This is a genomic window from Cohnella herbarum (genome assembly GCF_012849095.1).
Taxonomy (GTDB): domain Bacteria; phylum Bacillota; class Bacilli; order Paenibacillales; family Paenibacillaceae; genus Cohnella; species Cohnella herbarum.
In genome coordinates, this window is sequence record NZ_CP051680.1 from 7,806,135 (window position 1) to 7,823,254 (window position 17,120).

General features: G+C 51.8%; 12 protein-coding genes. 8 read left to right on the plus strand and 4 right to left on the minus strand.

Annotated features, from left to right (window positions below; genetic code table 11):
• Window positions 1-2 precede the first annotated feature (2 nt).
• Both HH215_RS32690 and HH215_RS32695 read left to right on the plus strand, forming a co-directional pair.
• A complete protein-coding gene (locus HH215_RS32690) occupies window positions 3-953 on the plus strand; it encodes a DUF1861 family protein (protein WP_169283712.1) in 951 nt (316 codons plus the stop codon).
• 41 nt (window positions 954-994) lie between these two features.
• Window positions 995-5,902, plus strand: coding sequence for an S-layer homology domain-containing protein (locus tag HH215_RS32695; protein WP_169283713.1), 4,908 nt, complete (start codon window positions 995-997; stop codon window positions 5,900-5,902).
• 531 nt (window positions 5,903-6,433) lie between these two features.
• Here the strand turns inward: HH215_RS32695 and HH215_RS32700 are convergent.
• The gene (locus tag HH215_RS32700; RefSeq protein ID WP_169283714.1) at window positions 6,434-6,670 is read right to left on the minus strand and encodes a DUF3951 domain-containing protein; all 237 of its coding nucleotides are present in this window, start codon (window positions 6,668-6,670) and stop codon (window positions 6,434-6,436) included.
• A 571-nt stretch (window positions 6,671-7,241) separates the two neighbouring features.
• On the opposite strand from HH215_RS32700, the gene HH215_RS32705 reads away from it, so the two are divergent.
• The 5 genes from HH215_RS32705 to mgrA all read left to right on the plus strand — a co-directional run bounded on the left by HH215_RS32705 (window position 7,242) and on the right by mgrA (window position 12,608).
• Window positions 7,242-7,724 carry a hypothetical protein gene (locus tag HH215_RS32705; protein WP_169283715.1) on the plus strand — a complete coding sequence of 161 codons (483 nt, stop codon included), beginning with the start codon at window positions 7,242-7,244 and terminating at the stop codon, window positions 7,722-7,724.
• Window positions 7,634-8,263: a hypothetical protein gene (locus HH215_RS32710; protein ID WP_169283716.1), complete on the plus strand. Its 630-nt coding sequence runs from the start codon at window positions 7,634-7,636 to the stop codon at window positions 8,261-8,263. Before HH215_RS32705 ends, HH215_RS32710 begins: the two co-directional genes overlap by 91 nt.
• 103 nt (window positions 8,264-8,366) lie before the next feature.
• Window positions 8,367-9,713 carry a GH1 family beta-glucosidase gene (locus tag HH215_RS32715; protein WP_169283717.1) on the plus strand — a complete coding sequence of 449 codons (1,347 nt, stop codon included), beginning with the start codon at window positions 8,367-8,369 and terminating at the stop codon, window positions 9,711-9,713.
• 137 nt (window positions 9,714-9,850) lie between these two features.
• Entirely contained in the window at window positions 9,851-11,596 is a 1,746-nt protein-coding gene (locus HH215_RS32720; RefSeq protein WP_169283718.1) for a B12-binding domain-containing radical SAM protein, read from the plus strand.
• Between the two features lie 19 nt (window positions 11,597-11,615).
• Entirely contained in the window at window positions 11,616-12,608 is a 993-nt protein-coding gene (gene mgrA / locus HH215_RS32725; RefSeq protein WP_169283719.1) for an L-glyceraldehyde 3-phosphate reductase, read from the plus strand.
• 214 nt (window positions 12,609-12,822) lie between these two features.
• Here the strand turns inward: mgrA and HH215_RS32730 are convergent, their stop codons facing one another.
• On the minus strand, window positions 12,823-13,713 hold the full coding sequence (locus HH215_RS32730; protein WP_169283720.1) for an AraC family transcriptional regulator: 891 nt from the start codon (window positions 13,711-13,713) through the stop codon (window positions 12,823-12,825).
• Between the two features lie 97 nt (window positions 13,714-13,810).
• Between HH215_RS32730 and HH215_RS32735 the strand changes: the two genes are divergently transcribed.
• Window positions 13,811-15,118 carry a neutral/alkaline non-lysosomal ceramidase N-terminal domain-containing protein gene (locus tag HH215_RS32735; protein ID WP_169283721.1) on the plus strand — a complete coding sequence of 436 codons (1,308 nt, stop codon included), beginning with the start codon at window positions 13,811-13,813 and terminating at the stop codon, window positions 15,116-15,118.
• Here the strand turns inward: HH215_RS32735 and HH215_RS32740 are convergent.
• Both HH215_RS32740 and HH215_RS32745 read right to left on the minus strand, forming a co-directional pair.
• On the minus strand, window positions 15,115-16,107 hold the full coding sequence (locus HH215_RS32740; protein WP_169283722.1) for a Gfo/Idh/MocA family protein: 993 nt from the start codon (window positions 16,105-16,107) through the stop codon (window positions 15,115-15,117). The genes HH215_RS32735 and HH215_RS32740 overlap by 4 nt on opposite strands.
• Before the next feature lie 11 nt (window positions 16,108-16,118).
• A complete protein-coding gene (locus HH215_RS32745; protein ID WP_169283723.1) occupies window positions 16,119-17,099 on the minus strand; it encodes a Gfo/Idh/MocA family protein in 981 nt (326 codons plus the stop codon).
• Window positions 17,100-17,120: the final 21 nt, after the last annotated feature.

Genomic DNA, 17,120 nt, shown 5'->3' on the forward strand with positions numbered 1-17,120 from the left:
ACATGATACGACAACAGATAGAATATCAGACTTGCGCGGAACTGGTAGAGGAGTTTGTAGGATCGGATCGATTGAATGGCGGACAACGAATTCTCTTCGAAGGCGTTGACGGTAAGGATGTTTACAATATTACTTCACCGTTTATGGATCGGGGCAGCTTGATTATAGCAGGCCGGGTGGAAGGACGGACGACCGAAAGGTCGGACGTTCTTTTCTTCCGGCAGCAAGGAGATGTTTGGACGCCGCATCCCGATTATCCGACATTCGAATTGCAAGATCCGTTCGTTACTCGGATTAAGGGCGAGCTTATATTCGGAGGCGTGGCCGTCATCAGTGACCCTCTCCATCCCGAGAACATCGTTTCCTGGGTAACCAGCTTTTACCGGGGACAAGATGTGCGCAGCTTGCAGCCCTTTCTAACCGGTCCCGATCGAATGAAGGACGTCCGGCTACTCGAACTCGCTAACGGCGAGATCGGCGTGTTGTCCAGACCGGGAGGCTTACTGGGGGGAGGTCCGGGGAGTGTTATCGGGTTTACGAAAGTCTCCACGTTAGAAGACGTAACCGCGGATATTATCGCGCGCGCGCCGACATTCAACAATCAATTTTCCCCGCTGGAGTGGGGGGGAGCGAACGAGCCTCACCTATTGGCGAACGGTTACGTGGGCGTGCTAGGTCATATTGCGGAATTCGACGGAGTGAACCGTCGGTATCGGGCGATCACATTCGCCTTCCATCCCGAGACGTCGATAGCTTCTCCGATGAAAATCATCGCCATGCGCCAGAACTTCCCGGCTGGTGCTGCCAAAAGGATGGATTTGAAAGATATTATTTTCAGTGGCGGCATCGTGCGCAAAGCCGGCGGGTTAGCGGATTTATACGTGGGGGCAAGCGATGCGGAAGCCTATCGGATCGAGATTAAGGATCCATTCTTGGAATATGAAAGTTACTGAGTATCATTTGGATCGAGTGAAATGACTAAGGGGGGATGATTGTGAAGCGATTAGTCTCGCTTGTATTATTTATTGTGCTGTTGATCCCTATGTTTACGCTCCGGGCAGTTGCTGCCTCAGGGGATACGATTCAAGTTACTTATGCCATGGACAACGGAGACTTCAACCAAGGATTGACGGGTTGGAACAACAACAATACGACCGGAACTACCGATAAAATCAGGTCGGAGCATTATCTTGAGTTAAAGCCGGGCGCGGCCATCTGGCAACCTCTTAACATCACCAATGATGCTAGCGGACCGAGCGTGAACGACGCCGTTTATGCCAAAGTGTACGCAACGCTCAGCAGCGATGTTACGACGGACGACAATGTGTTGATTCGTCTCGTTGCAGGCTCTCCACTGGCCGAGATTGACAGTCTGGCCGGAGTTGCGCGCGAAATACCGGTTGAACTGACCTCCACTTTCAAAAATCTAGAAGGTCGTATCCCTGCGAATCAGGATAAGCTATGGGTCGAATTACATAACGATACGGCCGGAACCATCGAAGTTTCCCGAGTAGAGGTGTGGGGCGTAGATTCCGATAATCGCGTTAAGCCCTATACGGTACCGAACGGAGATTTCTCGCAAGCTCTCTCCGGCAATTGGGATACGAATGGAAAAGCGATTTTCGGAACAGGGGCTTATCTCCAACCGGGGGCCGCTGCTTGGCGAAGCTTGCCGATCGGCAATGCGCAAACCTCTCCGCAACCCGGCGACAAGGTGAGCGTGAAGGCGAGCTTGTTCGTGCCGTCGGTCGTTAACCGGACGGACGGCGTGTTTGTCAGGCTGAACGACGGACAATACACTTTACGGGATGTTAACGATATTGCCGGAACCGAACGCGGTAGATGGTTCGTTGCGAACGGGAGCGTCATCAACAATGGAGGAGTCATACGAAACGGAGCGACGGAGCTTTGGATTGAACTGCACAATGAGACGAGCGTTCCCGTCCGGTTGAAGGAATTAACGATAACGGCGGAGAGAGCGGCATCATCCGTATACGACTTAAACGGAGATAGTGCGGTTGATGAAGCGGATGCTACGTGGTTAAGCGAGAGAATATTAAACGGTCCTTATGGCGTTAGCGCGGATTTCGATAAAGACGGCCAGTTGACCGCGAAAGACCTGTCGTTCTTTAACAAATTCGCGCTTCACCGTAAGGATGAATTTTATCTGAATCTCAAGCACTTCTTATTCATGAACGAGAATGTAACGATCGACGGAATTCCGATGATGATAACGCATCTTTATTCCGAACCGATAGACCGGAACGATCTGTCCAAGGGCTATGCTTGGGTCGGCGATCCGCAAGAAGGCTTTGCGGCAGTTGACGACGTATCGCGAGCGGTTATCGCGTTCGCGGAGCATTATGAGAAGTACGGCGACGATGTCAGTTACGATAAGGTGAAGCGCGGGCTTGAATTCCTAATGTGGATGCAATACAGCGATGGGGATTTCGACAACTTCGTGGTTAAGGATCCCGACGGCACGATCAGACCCAAGGACAGTGCTTCTTCGCAAAAGAGCTTCAGTTGGTGGGCGGTTCGGTCCTATGAAGCTTTCGCGACAGCTCTTCCGAGGCTGAAAGCGGAAGATTCCGCGTTGGCCGGTCGAGTGAAGGAGCGGCTTGCTCTTTGCTTGAAGCGGCTGAAGGAGAACACGGATCCTTTCTATGGTCAATATTCAGAGGCCGGAGGCGTACGTAAAGCCAAGTGGCTGCTGCTCGGCGATACTTGGCTTACTTCCACGGCGATCAATGCGTTGGCGGAGCATATGAAAGTGGCGGATAACGAGTCGATCAGAGCCGACATTCGGCAATCCGTCCGTAGGTTAGGAGAAGGACTGGCGCTTGCTAAGTTCGGAGATTTCCGGGACTTCCCTTATGGAGGCTTCATGCATCACTATGAAGGCGTGCCGGGAGCGTACAATTGGGATGAATGGAACAGCATTCAGATTCGCGCAATGGCCTACGCAGGACAAATCGCCGGACAACCGGAATGGATCGAAGCGGCCGAACACGCGGCGGACAGCTTTCTGGGAGATTTGTTGATTTCCGGACGAGCGGAAACGATGCATCCGAATAAGAAGCCTTACCCGCAAATTAATTACGGAACCGCAAGCTACGTCGATAATTTCTTGGCGCTCTACGAGGTAACCGGAAAAGAGAAGTACGCGGCGCTTGCGGGGATTGCGGCATCTTGGTGGACGGGAAACAACGTGCGTCAATTTCCGATGTTCAACGAGGCGGAAGGATATGCTTACGATGGTTTATACGATACGGAAGTGAACATCAACAGCGGCGGGGAGTCGCTCGATGAAGCCATTCGCGTCCTCGTGCGCGTATTGGATAATCCTATAGCAAAATCTTACTTATACGCCCGCCAGACAGAGGAGAATCAAGCTCAAACGCTAGATGTGGAGAACTTGTACAAAAGTGTTGCCGCGCCTGACGAGAGAATGTCGTTCCCGAATGGCGGGCTTAATGACCCTGATCTCGCACTGATTAAGCAGGATGCAGACTCGGGCACTGACGAGGCAAAAATTTATGAAGACGTCCAAGCGATAGACGGCGTGCGGGAAGTGTATCCCGATTGGACGGGGACTCGAGCGATATTCGTTGCCGCGACCGGCTACAATAATATCCGATTGTTTAACGGAAGCGTTATCAAAACCGAACTGCCGGTAGGCGGTGCAGCCGGAAGCTTCCAAGTTGGCGATGCAGTGAAGCTCGAGTTCTCGGCGAGGGTTGAATTCGATACGACGCTGAAAGCGGAAGTTTACGCAATCAAGGCCAACGGAGATAGAGTCCGGGTCGCGGACGCCAACGACATGAAATATCACGCCCGTACCTGGTATGCGGGAGCAAGCTCGGTCAAAACGACGCCGGTAGCCAAAATTCCCGAGGGAACCGTGAAATTGGAAATCGTGTTTGAAGCGGTATCGACGAAAACGCCTGCGCATGAAGGATACGCCATGGTGACGGAAGGAAAGCTTTACAAAATGAGCGTGCCGGAGATTCGGTACTCGAATACGGATCTTTCCGGTTCCAGTTATGTTCAAATGCCCGCGGGGCAGCAAAAGACGTTTGACATCGACGTGCCCGAAGCCGGACGATACGACGTGATGTTAAGCTATATCGCAAATCCGAACGCTAAGGTTAAGGTCGGATTTAATGATCTATCGCCGAAGACGGTATCCTTACAAGGATCATCGGTTAGCGATACGGTTCAAATCAAACGAATCGATACATTGGATTTGCCTGAAGGAACCGTTACGTTAACGCTGGAAAACCCGGACGCTTTAACAGCGGCCGACGTGGATGCGCTTATTCTTTATCCGGCGTTAGCCTATGCGACCTATTCTTTGCCGACGGGCGGATCGGTAAAGGTCCTTCGAGACAGCTTGTCGGGATCCCTGATCGTAGGAGCTTCCGAGCAGGTGGACAATAGGCATACTCTAATGTTAGAAGTGCCGAACGACAACGTGTTTGCCGGTTCGGGCATGCACGTCAGAGGGAGCGTTAAAGACGCGAACGGGGGCTTGGTCGGTAACGCGAATGTAACGGTTAAGGTAGCCGGCGTATCGAAGGCGGCGGCGACGGATTCCGAAGGGCGATTTAGCGTGGTCGTTGACATACCTTCCACGATTTCTCCCGGGCAATATCGGGTGAGAGCAACTACGGCTCTAGGCGAAGCGACCCGTCCGATCACGGTTATTCGTGCAAATGGCGATTCATCCGGAAGCGTCGGAGGCTCCGGCGGTGGTAAGGCGACATCGGACGCATTAGGCGTGCTTGAGGTGAAGAAGGAGCTTCTTCAATCTCAAGAAAATGGAGTCGTCCGGATAGCGATACCGGAAGGGGTCGACACGATTCGGATCTCTCAAGTGATTTTGAAGGACGCCAAGTCCCATCCGATCGAATTGTTCTCGCAAGGAATAACGATTACGCTTACGCCGGAAGTAATGGACGCGTTATTCAAACAAGCTCAAGCCGCAGGGTTGAGCGATTGGACGCTTTCCCTCGAGGTGATCAAGGTAGAGGAGGAAGCTGCAACGTCTTTATTGCAAAGTCTCGCGCCTAGAGCCAATGTAAAGTTGAAACAAGGAAGCGACATTTACGAGTTGAATTTGAAATTCATACACTCCGATAAGCCATCCGTAGACGTTCATTCACTGAGTAAACCGATTCGAGTTTCTTTGAAAATCGAGGCGGATGTTAATCCTTCCTTGTCAGGGGTCTACTTCTTAGACGAAGATGGAAGTCTGGAATATGTCGGAGGACGGGTTACATCGGGATTCATGAATGCTAACGTGAACCATTTCAGCAAGTACGGTGTTCTGGAATATGATAAGTACTTCCAAGATGTGCCGGCTTCGCACTGGGCATACACATCGATATCCGAACTGGCGGCCAAACATGTCGTTAATGGCGTAACCGATCAACGATTCGGTAAGGATCTAAAGATTTCCCGCGCCGAATTCACTTCGCTAATCGTCAGGGCATTCGGTCTGCGGAGCTGGGATGCGAAACAGAGCTTCACGGACGTAAGCGAGAAGAGCTGGTATTCGGCCGATATCGCTTCCGCCCTGCAAGCAGGAATCATTACCGGAAGAACGAAGACCGAGTTCGCTCCGGAAGCCGCGATGACGAGATCCGAAGCGGCGGTCATTCTCGCGCGGACGGTTGAGCGATTATCTGTTAAGGTTCCTGTCGGTAAGGGTTCATTGGATGATTTCATGGATAAGTCCGATATTTCGGCGATGTTCCAAGATAGTTTATCGAAGAGCGTCGGAGCGGGACTGCTGCAGGGGGATCATCGCAACCGTCTTCGTCCCAACGACGTTATGACTCGCGCGGAAGCGGCTATCGTTATTCAGAAGCTTCTGGCAATCGTAGATTCGCAATAGTTCGATCACGAATAGGCCATCCCATAAGTAATCTTATGGCGGCCTATTTTTGTTGCGTAGGGATGATGATGGACGAAAATTTGTAGATGGCTGCAGGAATGACCGACTGAGTCGGAATTGGTGTGCGAAATTGAGGTGCGATTGACAATTAAATGGATTTATACAGCTAATTATCTCGGATTTGAACCATCATAAGCAAATAAATGGAAAAGTACAGTTAATCCGATCCTCTCCCCTTCGGGATCGAATGAACAGCAAAAAACAAATGGATTTATCCATCTATTCAGTGCAGTACAGCTCTCATATATGGAAATAACGGGATAAATCCATTTATTTTTAGACTAGACCTAAGAGAGGAAGAGTTGTAGTGCTGTGGCGGTTTAATTTGAGTGTGCATACCTGTAAGGGGACGTCTTAGACAATCCTTTCTTGCCTTTAAGACGATAGTGCTGCATAAGATTCAAGCGAACTAGTGAGCAACTGAACAATAGATTCATTAAGCGCAACAGATACGCCGGGGTACAATTAAAACTATTTTAACTTATATCGAAACTTATCCTTATCGTCACCCTGGTCATCCTCATCTTCATGTTCTTCTTTCTCTTCATGGAACTCAACTGATGAGTGACCTGTTATGTTATCAAATGGAGTGTAATTGTAATGAGAGGTGGAAAGTTTACTGAGCTTCTTAAAAATTACAATCCCTATCAATAATGTGAAAATGATGAAAACAGAAATTAAAGCTACAACGGAAAGTGTGGTATTCATGGAAATATCCTCCAATAAATGTTTATAAGGAATACGATCAGACTGGTGACAAGGTTTCAATCCAGATTACTTACTGCACATAACGAAAATTTGATGCAGTAATGACCCAGTAAGTGCAATAGACACGTCTAGAAATAATTAACACAATGGCACGGAGTATTAGCGGTTGCTTATAACAATAGCTTGGACTATTAAATAAATGATTGATACCAGCATCAGATAGCCGGTAATGCGAGCCCTATCATATATCCACTTTAGTTCCTCAAATTTCTTTGATCTTTTCATGAGTGCTGTCATACCAAATATAAGGATAGCACCAATCGCAGCGAGAATAATTGATGATAGGTTCTGTGACCATATTTCGTTCATGGCGATGCCCTCGCAGTTATTTTCCTAATATTTTACACACAGAGTCCTTATTCGACAATATTTTCCTACATCAGGAGTATCCATACGCAAGGAGTCGCACAATAGTACGAGAGGAAAGGAAATAGGTTGAAAGGTAATTTTGCAACTAAAAAAGGTTCTATACCGTCAAAATAAATATCAGACATAAGATCATGGGGGTATCATGATGAATAAATCGGCAAAAAGATTCAAATGGGGAGTCGCTATCGTAGCACTTACGCTCGTTCTTACCGCCTGCGGAGCCAAAAATAACGGTTCCGAAGGTCCATCGGCCTCGCCAACCTCGTCATCGACTCCGCTACCTACGGCAAGCGATTCGGAAGAACCCGGCGAAGACCCCGGCGAGCTTATCCTGAAGCAATTCCAAGATAGCGCGATGGCTAGTCCGCCGGCTAATGAATTGTTCGCATCGTTTAAGGAGTTAATCGCGGAAGTGGAGCCTGCGCAGGCAGACGATATGGTTCGTTCCCTCGAGGCTTATTACGTTAAAAACTTGCCGGGCGTCGAGAAAGAGTACGAAGCGGAAAAAGTGCAACAGCTACTATCCAAGTCGGAGTGGCCGATTACCGAGGAAAAAGCCGAATCGATCGGCGACGCCGCCGTTCGCGATCTCGTTCAAAGGACGTACGCGGGGGATACAAGCTGATTACGGCGGAAGGCTTTATTTTCCCGATCGTGGATTACGGCAAGCTGGTCTCGTACGCGGACAAAATGTCGATCTCGATGAAAGCTTATTTGGATGTCATGGCGACGGAATCCGATGCGGCAACCGCCAGAGACGCAGGACTTGCCATTTCATGGGACGAACTGGCTAACCGCGCGCTCGCTGCAGAGAGCTATGTCGTTGCATTCCCGGATACGCCGGAAAGAAAAGCGATCGAGATTAAATATTTGAACTATTTGAACATGTACTTGATCGGACTTAACAATACGCCGATATTCGATTACGATACGTTCCTGATCCTGCCGGAAGTGAAAAGCCAATACGAGCAAATGGCGACTACGCATGCCGGAACGATTACCGGTCAATTGACTAAACAATTGCTCTCCATTCTCGATACGACGGAAGGGGCGGTATTCGCCAAGAGCAAAAACGGCGAACAAACGAATATCCCGGCAATCCAGCAGTTCCGCGATAAAATCAACGCATCTGTGAGTTCCAAGCTGCCCGCCAGTAAAAATTAGATAAAGACATGCCAAAATCGCATAGCAGGATTTAAGACCCCTTTAGCGAAATGATAAGTTTAGAAATCGTTTTCTAAATATTTAAAACGCGGAGGGGTTTTTGTTGGCTAGATTAGACTTTCCAAAGGATTTCGTATGGGGTACGGCAACGGCTTCTTATCAGATCGAAGGGGCTTGGCAAGAGGACGGACGCGGGCCGTCGATCTGGGATACGTTCTCTAAAACTCCAGGCAAAGTGTTTAATAACGATAATGGGGACGTCGCTTGCGATAGCTACCACCGTTACGAGGAAGATATTGCCCTGCTGAAGAAACTCGGAGTTAAAGCGTACCGGTTCTCGATCGCATGGCCGCGCATATTCCCTCAAGGAATGGGCGAAGTAAACGAAAAGGGCTTGGATTATTACCGTAAAGTCGTGGACGCGTTGATCGCCGCCGGCATCGAGCCTTGCGTGACCTTATATCACTGGGATTTGCCTCAAGCGTTGCAGGATAAGGGCGGCTGGGACAATCGCGATACGATCGACGCGTTCGTGAACTATTCCGAGGTCATTTTCAAAGCCTTCGACGGTAAAATCAAACAATGGATCACGTTTAACGAAACTTGGTGCGTCTCGTTCCTCTCCAACTATATCGGTGCTCATGCACCGGGCAATACCGATCTTCAACTGGCGATCAACGTCGCGCACCATTGCATGGTTGCCCATGGAGAAGCGGTGAAGAGATTCCGCGAGCTCGGCATTCAAGGCGAGATCGGCACGACCCACAATTTGTACTGGTTCGAGCCGTACTCCACCTCTCCGGAGGATGTCGCGGCCGCTCATCGCAATCGCGCTTACAACAATGAATGGTTTATGGAGCCCACGTTCAAGGGGACGTATCCGCAATTCATGGTCGATTGGTTCAAGGCCAAGGGAGCGACGGTTCCGATCTTGCCCGGCGATATGGAGACGATCTCGCGGAAAATCGATTTCATCGGCGTGAACTTCTACAGCGGCGGATTCGGCCGGTACAAGAAGGACGAAGGCTTGTTCGATTGCGAAGAAGTTCAAGTCGGCTTCGACAAAACGTACATGGATTGGAACGTATACGCGGACGGTTTGTACAAAGTTCTCTCTTGGGCGCACGAGCAATACGGCGACACGCCGATCTATATTACGGAGAACGGCGCATGTTACGAGGACGTGCTGACCGGGGATAACCGGGTTCACGACGTTCTTCGCACGGAATATTTCCGCAAACATTTCATTCAATGCCATCGTCTGATCGAGTCCGGCGTACCGCTTAAAGGGTACTTCGCTTGGTCGCTGCTCGACAACTTCGAATGGGCGGAAGGGTATCGCAAACGCTTCGGTATCGTTTACACGAATTACGAAACGTTGGAGCGCCATCCGAAGGATAGTTACTATTATATTCAGGACGTCATTAAGAACGATGGTTTCGAGGCATAACTCATAGATGAACCGGGGTGCGGGAGCATTCCGGTTTTTCGAACCCTTTCGGCGAACGCGCGTCCGGCATAGGTTTCTTCCTAGGGCTTTTTCCGTTACAATAAGGGAGATGCCTTACTAGGAAAGAGGAATACGCCATGAACGTCGTCTTAGCGACGCTGAACGCTAAATACATCCACACCTCGCTCGCCCTGAGATATTTGAAGTCTTTCGCCCAGGACGAGTTCGAGGTGGACATTGCCGAATATACGATCAAAGATCCAGCGATGGGAATCGCGGCCGATCTGTTCTCCAAGAAGCCGGACGTTATCGGTTTCTCCTGTTATATCTGGAACATCGAGGAAACGATCGTCGTCGTGGACATGCTACGCAAAGTGCTTCCGGACGTGAAGATCATGCTCGGCGGACCCGAAGTATCCTACGATACGGAATATTGGATGAATCGTCTAACGTCCGTTGATTTTATCGTCATGGGCGAAGGCGAGGAAACGTTCCGGGACTTGCTGCGGCAGATCTCCGGGGAACGGAAATACCATTTCGTGTTCGGGTTGGCTTATCGCAAGGACGGGCAAGTCGTGATCACGCCTCCTCGTCCGAAGCTCGATCTCAACGTCATTCCGTCGCCTCACCGATTCGATACGGATATTCCTTCGATGCGGAACCGCGTCGTTTACTTCGAGACGAGCCGAGGATGTCCGTTCAGCTGTCAATTTTGTTTGTCGAGCATCGAGGTAGGCGTCCGGTATTTCGATATGGAGAGGGTTAAGTCGGACTTGACTTATCTGATCGATAACGGCGCCAAGCTGATCAAGTTCGTCGACCGGACGTTTAACATCAAGCGGGACTACGCAATGGAAATTTTTCAATTCCTGATCGATAACCATCGGGGATGCGTGTTCCAGTTCGAGATCACGGCCGACATCATGCGACCGGAGGTGCTCGATTTCCTTGCCGAGAACGCGCCTCCGGGAGTATTCCGCTTCGAGATCGGCGTTCAATCGACGAACGATCCGACCAATCTCGCCGTTCAGCGCCGCCAGAATTTCACGAAGCTTACCCGCACGGTCGTGAAGGTGAAGGAGAGCGGCAAGATCGATCAGCATTTGGACTTAATCGCCGGTCTTCCGCATGAGGATTACGATACGTTCCGTAAGACGTTTAACGAAGTGTTCGCGTTAAGGCCGGAAGAGCTGCAACTTGGTTTCCTGAAAATGTTAAGAGGGACGGGACTGCGAATCGATGCCGCGAAATTCGGCTACGTCTATTCGGAACGGGCGCCTTACGAAATGTTGGGCAACGACTTGATGCCGTTTGCCGACATCGTGCGTATTAAACGGGTAGAGGACGTCCTGGAGAAATTCTGGAACGCCCATCGGATGGATCGGACGATGGAATATTTGATCGAGCAAGCCTATCCATCTCCATTCGACTTTTTCCAAGCATTCGGGGATTATTGGGAAGAGAAAGGCTGGAGCCGCATCGGCCATCAATTGGAAGATTTATTTTCCCGGCTGTGGGCGTTCTTGGAGCATGACGCCAGACCCGAGCTGGACCGCGACGTAGCGTTCGGACTGCTGAAGATCGACTACTATTTGCAGCATAAATACAAGCCTCGCAAGCTCTGGTGGGAAGATCGGCTAGAGAAGAAGGATTGGACGGCGGGCTTGAAATATGCGGCGCAAAAGCTGGGTATGGATGACCGCGAGTTGCAGAAGAAGGGGACGCTGGATCGTCTTCCTTTCGATTACGGAGCTTGGATAAATGAAGGACTTGTAGATCGCGCCAACCCTTCCGTACTCGTGTTTCTGTATTCGGGAGAAGAAGCCGGACCTCAGTTGGTGGCGCTGCCGCAGCAAGACGTAACAACGGCAATTAAACAATAAAATAAGAGGTGACCGATCAATGGGATATCAAGCTAGCTCCGATCGCTACGCAACGATGAAATACAATCGGGTCGGGCGTTCCGGCCTGAAGATTCCCGCGGTATCGCTGGGACTCTGGCATAATTTCGGCGGAATCGACACGTTCGAGAACGGACGGGCGCTTGTGCGCCATGCGTTCGATTTGGGAATTACGCACTTCGATCTAGCCAACAACTACGGTCCGCCTCCGGGATCCGCGGAAGAGATGTTCGGCAGACTGCTTGCGACGGATATGAAGCCATACCGCGACGAGATGGTCATCTCCACCAAAGCGGGTTACGGCATGTGGGCGGGTCCTTACGGAGACTTCGGTTCCCGCAAATATTTAATTTCCAGCCTTGATCAGAGTTTGACCCGGATGGGGCTTGATTACGTCGATATTTTCTACCACCATCGCCCGGATCCGGAGACGCCGCTTGAAGAAACGATGATGGCGTTAGATCAGATCGTTCGTTCGGGCAAAGCTCTATATGTCGGGGTTTCCAACTATCGCGCTCCCGAAGCGAAAGAAGCGATTCGCATTCTTAAACAGCTCGGAACGCCGCTGCTCATTCACCAACCGCGCTATAGCATGTTCGATCGCTGGATCGAGGATGGCTTGCAAGACGTGCTGGAGGAAGGCGGAGTCGGTTCCATCGTATTCTCGCCGTTGGAACAAGGCCTGCTGACGAACAAGTACTTGGGCGGAATTCCGAAGGATTCCCGCGCGGCCGGCGCTTCCGTGTTCTTGAACGAAAACAACATCACGGCAGAGAAGCTGGATAAGGTTCGTCGCTTGAACGATATCGCGGCGGAACGCGGTCAATCTCTTGCTCAAATGGCGCTTGCATGGGTATTGCGAGGCGAGCGCGTAACAAGCGTCTTGGTCGGCGCAAGCAAGGTCGGCCAACTTGACGATAACGTTGAAATGCTGAACAACCTGGCTTTCAGCTCGGAGGAGCTTTCTCGGATTGAACAAATTTTGAAGTCGTAATCTCGTTTTTGCACGTTAAACGAAGAAGGCTGCTCTCGCAGGCTGCGGACGAAAGTCCGAGCTTATGCGGGGAGCGGCCTTCTTTACTTCCTTGACGCCATCTTGAAAATAATCGTATGAAGTTCAAGTTAGGAAATATATGACCTGCCGGGACAAGGAATGACCGTCTTTTCCGGCTCGGATCGGTTACGATATCGGTGAGGCGAGCGTTGTATCAATGTTGGCCGGAATCCCTTGACCCTGATTTTCTGTATTCGCTGGGCGTTAATCCGTTCATTTGCTTAAAAATGCGGGAGAAGGTACGAAACGATTCGAACCCCGCTTCTTCGGATACATCGTAGACGGACATCTCCGTGGTCGCGAGCAGCGAGCAAGCCCTTTTGATTCGCAAATTGTGCAGATGGTCGAGAAAATGGGCGCCTAGGTGTTGCTTGAACAGACGGCTGATATAGGACGGGCTGACGCCGAAGCGTCCGGACAACTCGCGAAGCGAAAGTCTCTGAAGGTAATGAGTGTTCGAATAGCGAATAATTTCCCAATCCAGCTGCCTGGAATCTTCCAAGGACGGAGATTGACGTTCGACCGAAGCGGGCGGAAAAGAACGGACGAACAGAAGCAGGGCTTCCACGAGCTTCGAACGAATCGAGCTATTCCTGCCTATGTTCATGGCTTTGTATTCCAGCATCATTCCGGAGCAGAGCCGATGCATGTCGACTTGATCGGAAGATTCCAGCAAAATATGGCTGGGCATCGCGTTGCCGGCAGACATGAGGTTTTTGCAAAGTTGAATGTCGAACGGAGAATCGGTTAACAGAGAGATGTCGAACATGCAGCAATAAAGCCTAAGCGGAGAAAGGGGATCGCTTGCAATGCTGTGCAATTGGTGCGGAAGCAGTATGCTGACCGTGCCCGGCACCATTTCGTGCGAATTGCCGTTAATCGTTTCTACGCCATGGCCTTTGGTCACGAAAGAGAGTTCGACGTAATCGTGGTGATGCAGATGAGTGCTGGAAAGGAGGGTATGTTCCAGAATATAAAAGGGAATCTGCCCTTTCTTCGGGTTGGCGAAAGCGTGCGTGTCCATGTGCTCTGGAAAAGTGCTCATCCGGAATCCCTCCTGTCCTCTATTATAAAGTTAAGAATAAGGTTGAACAATGCGGTAGAATCGATAGTTAACGGTTTTCGTCCAAGGAGGAATTACCATGTCAATGTCAACCCGTACGTTGATTTTAGGCACGGCCAAGAAGGATATCACTCCGGATTCCTCGCTGCCGCTCAGCGGTTTTGCTAGCCGACACGGTCAACGTTTTGAACATATCGACAACAGAATTCACGCTCGGTTTTTTTATTTCCGGCAAGCGGACGACGGACGATCTCCTTCGGCGCAAAGTCTGCTCGTTGCGGCCGACCTGCTGAATTGGAGCAATCGGCTTGTCGGGGAATTGAGCGCATCGATCGAAGCCCGGCTGGGAATTCCTCGGGAATGCGTCGTGCTGCACGCGACGCACAGCCACTCCGGCCCGGCTAGCAAGTTCGGAGTCCGCCTGGGCGACCCAGACCAAGCGTATTTGGCCCTTCTGCGGGAGGCGATTCTGGCCGGAGCGGAGGAGGCGATGAAGAACGCGGAATCGGTAACCCTCGAATCGGGATCCGGCGAATGCGACTTGGGCTGGAACCGTCGTATGATTGTCGACGGGAGCGCTACTCACTCCCAGAACAAGACGGGGCCTAAAGATCACGAGCTTCAAGTGTTGCGTTTTCGGACGGAGGATGGTTGCCCGAAAGCGTTGTTGCTTCATTATACATGTCACCCCGTGTTATCGAGCGAGAATGCGCTGACTTCCGAATATTGCGGCTACGCGGTCGATTCGCTTGAAAGCCGGCTTGGCGGCGGCACGGTCGTCGGCTTCTTGCAAGGAACGTGCGGCGATATTAATCCGTATATGAACGGCGATTGGCACGGTTTGGCGGCGGTTCGCGAAGCCGGCAGGCGAGTGGCCGAAGAGGCGGAAAGAACGTTAGCTCTGCGGATGAAGCCCATAGAGACGGCAACGCTCCGCGCGAGGCGCTATTCGGCGGAACTGCCTTACGAATACGTGCCGAGTCAGGAACAATTGATGACGCTGCGACTCGAGGGGGGGCCTTTGGAACGGGAGTGGGCTGAATTTCTTCTGAACCATCCCGAACGGATTCGATCCTCCGCAACGTTCGAAGCGACCCGTCTCGATATCGGAGAAGGTCGAAGCCTATTGTTCATGAACGGAGAAATGAGCGTCGACTTCGGTTTGTTCGTCAAGTCGGAGTCGAACGGCAGCGTCATTCCCGTCGCTTACAGCAACGGGATGATCGGCTATGTGACGACCGCCTTGCAATTGCAAGAAGGAGGATACGAGCCGCGGGAATCCGTCCTTTATTTCGGATTGCCGGCTTCATACGATGATCAGGCAGAGACGACGGTTCTTCAAGTATTGAAGAAAGCGATCGACGCGAGGCGAGAAGCCGACATTTAACGTTGGCCGCTGCTGACCGGTCGGCCCAATGCGGCCGATTCATAAGCCATTAGCGCGATGCTTGCGGCCCGTTCCCCGTCTTCGCCGGAGATGGGGACGGGAATCCCCCGGATGATTGATCGTGCGAAATCCCGGATCATCAAGCGATCCATGTTGTCGCCCCAATAATCCCAATGCGTTCCCGATTGTCCTCCGTAAACTTCGTTCTTCTGGGAGAACGCGTCAATCGAAATGACGCCCTTCGTGCCGACGATTTCCAGCGTCACGTCACCCCAGGTCGGAAACGCCGCCGGACGGGACCAACTGGGGTCGAGAACCCCGAATACGCCGTTGTCGAAGCGGAAGTGCAGCATCCCCGCATCGTCGATATCCACCTCGTGAAACAAAGTTCCGATTTGAGCGTACACCTCCGTCGCCTCGGCATTCCCCAAGAACCAGCTCATCAGATCGGCCACGTGAACGGTATGATCGAGAACGGCGCCTCCGCCGGATCGCTCACGATCCGTAAACCATCCGCCCGGCATTTTACCCCGGTTGGTTCCCTTCATGGCGAGGATGTCGCCGATTTCTCCTCGATCTATCGCTTCTTTGGCTTGAACGACGCTGGACAAATACCGGCAAGGAAACGCCGTCATCAATTCCACTCCGCCCGCGCGGCAGGCTTCGATCATTTCCCGCATTTCTTCCCGGTCGATGCCGAGCGGCTTCTCGCATAACACGTGTTTGCCGGCTGCCGCCGCCGCTTTGACCAGTTCGGCATGGCGGGCGTTCGTCGAGCAGATGACGACGGCGTCCGCTTCGGAAGCCAGCAGGTCGCCGTAATCGGAGTAATAAGGCACGCCGTATTTATCGGCGGCATCCTTCCCGCGGACCGGCTCTTCATCCGCGATGCCGACGAGAACCGTCTCCGTCAACGAGGACATTTCATGCATATAACTGTAGGCATGGCCGTGAGACAGACCGATCATGCCGATCTTTAACGGTTTCATCGGAATCCTCCTTAGAGATAGACGGGCTCGCCGGTCAAAGCCGATTGGATCGCCTTTCGAGCAATCGCTACGCTCTCGGCGGCTTCATGCGGCGAAATCAAAGGCGTTCGGTTTTCTTTGATGCAGGCAATAAAATGAGCCATTTCTTCGTAGTAGGCGTCATGAGCCGCCGGATTGACCGGAACGGCCACGGCTGGATCGGCCGTGATGTCTGGCGTGCCGATCCGCATGACGAAGGGTTGGATATCCCCGCTGTTCATCCGGATCATCCCTCGGTTGCCGGCAAACTCGTAAGCGTATTGAAAGGGGCCGGGAAAGCCCCAATGCGCTTCCAGATTGGCGATCGTCCCGTTGCGAAAACGCATCGTCGCCAAGGCGTAATCTTGGTCGTGCCTTCGAACGTTCACCGCGTACACGGAAGAGATTTCGCCGATGGTCCAGCGCAGAAAATCAATGTCGTGAATCATCAAGTCCATGATCACGCCGCCGCTTGCCGCCGGGTTGCTATACCAAGCTTTCGCCCTGCCCGGATGCGGACCGACCCGCTTCGTATGAATGACGCCTACGTCTCCGATCGTACCTTTATCCAGATGCTTCTTAACATCAACGTAATTCGGGAAAAAACGGAGAACGTGGCCGATGAACAGTTGAACGCTATGCGATTCGCACACGTCGATCATCTGTCGTGCGTCTTCCGTCCGGAGGGCGATCGGTTTCTCGCAAAATACGTGCTTGCCGCAACGGGCCGCGCGTATGACGTACTCCTTGTGCTCTTCGGTGCGCAGCAGCACGCAGACGAGATCGGCGTCGGTATCTTCGATCATTCGTTCGAAATCATCGTATGCTTTCGTCCGATAGCGGGAGGCGAAGCCGGCCAAGGCGTCCGGGTTGCGTCCGTAGACGCCCGCGATCACGACGCCCGGCATGCGGGACAGATTGGCCGCATGAACTTCTCCCATCGTTCCGCAGCCGGCAATCGCTACTTTTATCATCTGGTCGTCCTCGCTTCCGGT

Excerpts from the sequence above, each read along its gene's own strand:
- HH215_RS32690 (WP_169283712.1), top strand. The coding sequence starts at position 3 with ATGATACGACAACAGATAGAATATCAGACTTGCGCGGAACTGGTAGAG.
- HH215_RS32700 (WP_169283714.1), bottom strand. The coding sequence starts at position 6,670 with ATGAATACCACACTTTCCGTTGTAGCTTTAATTTCTGTTTTCATCATT.
- HH215_RS32705 (WP_169283715.1), top strand. The coding sequence starts at position 7,242 with ATGATGAATAAATCGGCAAAAAGATTCAAATGGGGAGTCGCTATCGTA.
- HH215_RS32720 (WP_169283718.1), top strand. The coding sequence starts at position 9,851 with ATGAACGTCGTCTTAGCGACGCTGAACGCTAAATACATCCACACCTCG.
- mgrA (WP_169283719.1), top strand. The coding sequence starts at position 11,616 with ATGGGATATCAAGCTAGCTCCGATCGCTACGCAACGATGAAATACAAT.
- HH215_RS32730 (WP_169283720.1), bottom strand. The coding sequence starts at position 13,713 with ATGAGCACTTTTCCAGAGCACATGGACACGCACGCTTTCGCCAACCCG.
- HH215_RS32735 (WP_169283721.1), top strand. The coding sequence starts at position 13,811 with ATGTCAATGTCAACCCGTACGTTGATTTTAGGCACGGCCAAGAAGGAT.
- HH215_RS32740 (WP_169283722.1), bottom strand. The coding sequence starts at position 16,107 with ATGAAACCGTTAAAGATCGGCATGATCGGTCTGTCTCACGGCCATGCC.
- HH215_RS32745 (WP_169283723.1), bottom strand. The coding sequence starts at position 17,099 with ATGATAAAAGTAGCGATTGCCGGCTGCGGAACGATGGGAGAAGTTCAT.